At 61.2% G+C, this 4847-nt stretch carries 5 protein-coding genes; 3 read left to right on the top strand and 2 right to left on the bottom strand.

Annotation, left to right across the window (positions count from 1 at the left end):
• A partial coding sequence (locus tag AC1DUU_RS23100; protein WP_476785718.1) for an efflux RND transporter permease subunit occupies positions 1 to 1863 on the top strand: 1863 nt, incomplete at its 5' end.
• Positions 1864 to 1878: 15 nt separating this feature from the next.
• Positions 1879 to 3027, top strand: a complete 1149-nt coding sequence (locus AC1DUU_RS23095) for an efflux RND transporter periplasmic adaptor subunit (RefSeq protein WP_476785717.1) — start codon at positions 1879 to 1881, stop codon at positions 3025 to 3027.
• 201 nt (positions 3028 to 3228) lie between these two features.
• On the opposite strand, the gene AC1DUU_RS23090 is transcribed toward AC1DUU_RS23095, so the two are convergent.
• Positions 3229 to 3465, bottom strand: coding sequence for a hypothetical protein (locus AC1DUU_RS23090; protein ID WP_476785716.1), 237 nt, complete (start codon positions 3463 to 3465; stop codon positions 3229 to 3231).
• A 106-nt stretch (positions 3466 to 3571) separates the two neighbouring features.
• Entirely contained in the window at positions 3572 to 4048 is a 477-nt protein-coding gene (locus tag AC1DUU_RS23085; protein ID WP_476785715.1) for a BA14K family protein, read from the bottom strand.
• Between the two features lie 437 nt (positions 4049 to 4485).
• On the opposite strand from AC1DUU_RS23085, the gene AC1DUU_RS23080 reads away from it, so the two are divergent.
• On the top strand, positions 4486 to 4847 hold a 362-nt coding region (locus AC1DUU_RS23080; RefSeq protein WP_476785719.1), incomplete at its 3' end, for a peptidoglycan-binding domain-containing protein.

Here is a 4847-nt window from a genome sequence, read left to right as displayed (position 1 = left end):
CCGCCTCTGGAGGCGACAAAAATCGCGATGAAGGAAGTCACCGGCCCGATCATCGCGACGACAGGCGTATTGCTCGCCGTCTTCGTCCCCGTCGCTTTCATACCGGGCGTCGCCGGCCAGCTCTACAACCAGTTCGCGCTGACGGTTGCGATCTCCTTCGCCATCTCGGCCTTCAACTCGCTGACGCTCAGCCCGGCGTTGAGCGCCGTGTTCCTGCGCCATCGCGGCGCGCCGAAATTCATCCTGTTCCGCTGGTTCAATGCCGGGTTCCACTGGATGTCGAACGCCTATGCCGGCAGCATTCGCAGCTTCGTCCGATGGCGCTGGGCGTTCATCGGACTGTTCGGGCTGGCCCTGTACGCAACCTACGCATTGTCCCAGCGCATTCCCTCCACCTTCTTGCCCGTCGAAGACCAGGGCTACTTCTTCGTCGTCCTCCAATTGCCTGACGGTGCGTCGGTGGAACGCACGGCAGCCGTGGCGAAGAAGTCGGAGGAAATTCTCCGCGACCTGCCTGGCGTCGAATCCGTCGGCTCCGTCGTCGGCTTCTCCTTCCTCACCTTCGCCAACCAGTCCAATGCGGGCGTCCAGTTCGCAGTGCTCAAGCCGTGGGACGAGCGCGGCCCCGGCGAAAGCGCGACCGAGCTCAAGAACATTGCCCAGGGCAAGCTGATCCAGATTCCGGAAGCGCTGGTTCTCGCCTTCGACCCGCCCTCCATTCAGGGTCTCGGCGCGACGGGCGGCTTCGAGTTTCAGGTCGAGGACCTGACCGGCCGCGGTGCCGCGGCACTCGATGAGGCGACGCAGGCCCTGCTCACCGAGGCCCGCAAGCAGCCGGAGTTGAACCCGTTCACGCTGTTCACGACCTTCAGCACCTCGACCCCGCAATATTCCTACGACCTCGATCGCAACAAGGCGAAGCTGCTCGGCCTGAACCTGCCTGACATCTTCTCGACGCTGCAGATCTATCTCGGCTCGCTCTATGTCAACGACTTCAACCTGTTCGGCCGCACCTTTCGCGTCACCCTTCAGGCCGAACAGCAGGCGCGCGCCCAGGCCACCGACATTTCACGGCTCTATGTCCGCAGCAGTTCCGGAGACATGGTGCCGCTCAGCACGCTGGGCGCGCTGAAGGCAGTTTCTGGACCGGAAACGGTCACCCACTACAACAATTATCCCTCCGCTCTCATCAATGGTGCCGCAGCCGAAGGCTTCAGTTCGAGCCAGGCCGTCACCGCCATGGAGCGTGTCGCGGCAACCGCCTTGCCGCGGGATTTCTCCTTCGAATGGACCGGCATCACCTATCAGGAGATCCGGGCCGGCTCGATCGCAACCCTTGTCTTCGGCCTGGCGATCGTCTTCTGCTTCCTGGTTCTGGCCATGCAGTACGAAAGCTGGTCGATGCCCTTCGTCGTGCTGCTCGCCGTTCCGCTTGCCCTGCTCGGCGCATTGCTGGCGATCTGGGTGCGGGGCCTGCAGATCGACGTCTACTCGCAGATCGGTTTCGTCATGCTGATCGGCCTCGCCGCCAAGAATGCGATCCTGATCGTCGAGTTTGCCAAGCGTAGGCGTGAAGAAGGCATAGAGATCGTCGCTGCGGCCGTCGAAGCCGCGCGCCTCAGGCTGCGCCCGATCCTGATGACGGCCTTCGCCTTCATCCTGGGCGTCGTCCCGCTGATGCTGGCGTCAGGCGCCGGCGCGGCAAGCCGGCAATCGATCGGCACCACCGTCTTCGGCGGCATGCTGATCGCGACCGTGCTGACCCTCGCCTTCGTCCCGATCTTCTACGTCGTCCTCGAAACCTGGCGTGAACGTTTCGCGCGCCGCTCGTTGCCGTCCCAGGTGGTCGAGCCGGCCGAATAAATCAGGAGTATCCAGATGCGCATTTTCAAACTCGGTCTGAACGGCAGCCTTCTCGCACTGGCTGTGGCGGGCGGCTACCTCCTGGCTCAACATGGCTGGGGCGTCGGCAGCACGACTGCTGGTGCCGCACCATCGGCTGCGGCTCCCCAGGCAATGCCGGTGCCGGTGGTCGGCGTGGTGAAGAAGACAATTCCCATCTATCTCGAATATGCCGCGCGCACGGAAGCCATCCGCAATGTGACGCTGCGCGCCAAGGCGTCAGGCTATCTTCAGGAACAGCCGGTATCGGACGGCACCGACGTGAAGGCAGGCGACCTGCTCTACAGAATCGAGGCCTCGGACTATCAGGCCGCGCTCGATCAGGCCAAGGCGCAGATCGAGCGTGACCAGGCATCGCTCGAATACCTCAAGTCCAGTCTGAACCGCGGCAACAAGCTCGCCGACAACGGCTACCTGGCCAAGGACGGGTTCGACCAACGCCGGAGCGCGGTGCGACAGGCCGAAGCAGCACTCGCCATATCACGTTCGGCCTTGCGGACCGCCGAGATCAATCTGAAAAACACCGAGATCCGCGCCCCCTTCGCCGGTCGCCTCGGACGCAATCAGGCGCCGGAAGGCACGCTGGTCACCAGCTCCGCCGGCACGCCGCTGAACAATCTCGTCCAGCTCTCGCCGATCTACATCACCTTCAACCCGGGCGAGACCGAACTGGCCGAGATTCAGAAGGCCTTTGCCAACGGCACGGTGGAGACCGAGGTCATCATCCCCGGCAGCGATAGCAAGCCGCGTGAAGGCAAGCTGACCTTCATCGACAATGCCGTGGAGCGCAACACAGGCACGATTGCCGCCCGCGCAACGATCGGGAACCTCGACCTCTCACTGCTCCCAGGCCAATATGTTCGCATTCGCCTGCACATCAGGGAATTGCCGAACGCGCTGATGGTGCCGCAGACGGCGCTGGGCTCCAGTCAGTTTGGCAAATACGTCTACGTCGTGGGCAAGGACAATCTTGTCGAACAGCGCGTGGTCGCATTGGGCCCCACCGATGGCGATCTCGTGACGCTGACAAACGGCATCAAAGAGGGTGACAAGATCATCTCCGGCAACCTCCAGAAGATTTTCCCAGGGGCAGCAGTTCAACCGCTCGATGCTGGCGGCGGTTGATCATCCTGCATTTTTGCCTGACGAGCGCGCACGATATGCGGCAACCGTAGGGACGGACGGCTTCGCGCCTTCATGGCGGTCATTCCTGTGGTCGCATCGATTCACCAAAAGCCGACAAGTGCTAGCGGGCGGTTGGCCGCCGCTGGGCTGGCAGCCGCCATGATGACATTGTGGTGCCCTGGCCTTTGCCAAACATTGGGTTCAAAGGGTGGCGGCGCCCTTTTGTGGCTCTTTCGCCCCAAGCCGGTACAGGGCAAAGCGGACCTGACGCAAATCGTCTTCCCATCCGTCGCTGTTATTCATCGAACTTTCAGATGCGGCCCTTTGCAGAGCGCGCGCTTCGGATTCGATCTTTCGCAGCTCGACTATTTTTTCCTCTGTCGAAAGCAGGGCGTTTTCGTCAATTTCCTGCATCTTCAACGCATTGAACGTGGCCATGGTGACACCTCTAGGTTGGAATGCACTGCCGCTTCAGCGGACGACAAAATCGCCGCTCCGGGTTTCGCGGAGCGGCGGTGTGGGGTCTTGCCCACTGAATCAGTGATCAGCCGAATGGCGAGTTGCGCTGCCGGCGCTGGCCATAGTTCGGCTGAAACGTATTGTCGTATGCGCGGTATGAACGATAGTGATCATAGCACCACTCGACATGTGCGCTTCCGCCACCGTTGTTGCTGTTGTTGTTGTTGATGATTGTGCCGGTGATCAGTGCTCCTGCGACAAATGCCCCGGCAGGAAACCAAAAACCGTTGTATTCCTGATAGCCGCGGCGCTGGTACCGATAGCCCTTGTGGCCGTTGTAGTAGGCGGAATTGCCGCTCCTTCGAAAGTCACCGCCGTTCCAGTTGCCATTTTTGCGGTTATCCTTCTTGCGCCACTTCATCCCATCCTGCACCTGGATGATATCGGACTGAACGCTTGCGGTAGGCGGCAGGAAAGCCGGCGCAGCGTTCGCGGGAACGCTCGTGAGTGCAAAAGTGGCGGCCAGGCTGCCCGCGCATAGGCCTGAGAATAGCTTTTTCATTTTGTTGAATTTTCCTTAAGGGCGATGTCCCTTGGGGTGACAACGTCCCTCATCTGCAATGGCTCCGCCGCCGACGCAGGCCCGGCCTTGCTTGCTTCTTCGCCGCGCGGATTGGTGGAAGGTCTGCCTTGCGTGTCTCGCGTAGGTTCTCCTGTAGCTGTCGCGCGCGTCTTAACTGCCGGTTGGACACCGTCGGCATCTTCTGCTCGTTTCAGCAAATCTTGAAAGGAACGGATGGCGGCAAAGCGAGCACCCTTAAGCTGCCCTGCGAGCCTCGACAGGTCGTTTGGACCGTGCGGGGCTCAACCCTGCGAAAAAACTTCTGAAAAGCGCCAAGCCGGCGCTAAAGCCTTGAACTAGAACGCCTTGGGCCGAGGAACGGAACCAAACAAGTCGTGCCGCGTCATATAGGCAGGTTTCCGTCCGGAGTGAAATCGATGATCAGGCTCCTAGTTGTCGCCGCAGCGTTCCTCCTCGCTTGCGGCGGGTCGGAAGCGGCTAAGCTGGACCTGACCGCCGTCAACCAGGCTCAATACGCCTCCGACGGACCAAAAGGTTTCAGCTCAGCGGTTCTGAAGGCGCAAATTCTTTTGGATCGTGCGCGCTTCTCGCCGGGCCTGATCGACGGCCGCCTCGGAGAGAACTTCGCCAGTGCGGTCAGGGCCTTCCAGACGGCGAATGGATTCCCTGCCGATGGCAAGCTCACTCGGGAGACCTGGGATAAGCTGTTGGCAACCTCCTCGAGCCCAGCCCTGGTCACCTATGAGCTGACCCGCAAGGATCTGCGCGGACCTTTTAC

Source organism: Aminobacter sp. P4_H6_2, from assembly GCF_056400805.1.
This window is presented reverse-complemented; position numbering and strand designations above follow the sequence as displayed.

Coding starts and splice junctions, on each gene's coding strand:
- AC1DUU_RS23095 (WP_476785717.1), top strand. CDS start 1,879: ATGCGCATTTTCAAACTCGGTCTGAACGGCAGCCTTCTCGCACTGGCT.
- AC1DUU_RS23090 (WP_476785716.1), bottom strand. CDS start 3,465: ATGGCCACGTTCAATGCGTTGAAGATGCAGGAAATTGACGAAAACGCC.
- AC1DUU_RS23085 (WP_476785715.1), bottom strand. CDS start 4,048: ATGAAAAAGCTATTCTCAGGCCTATGCGCGGGCAGCCTGGCCGCCACT.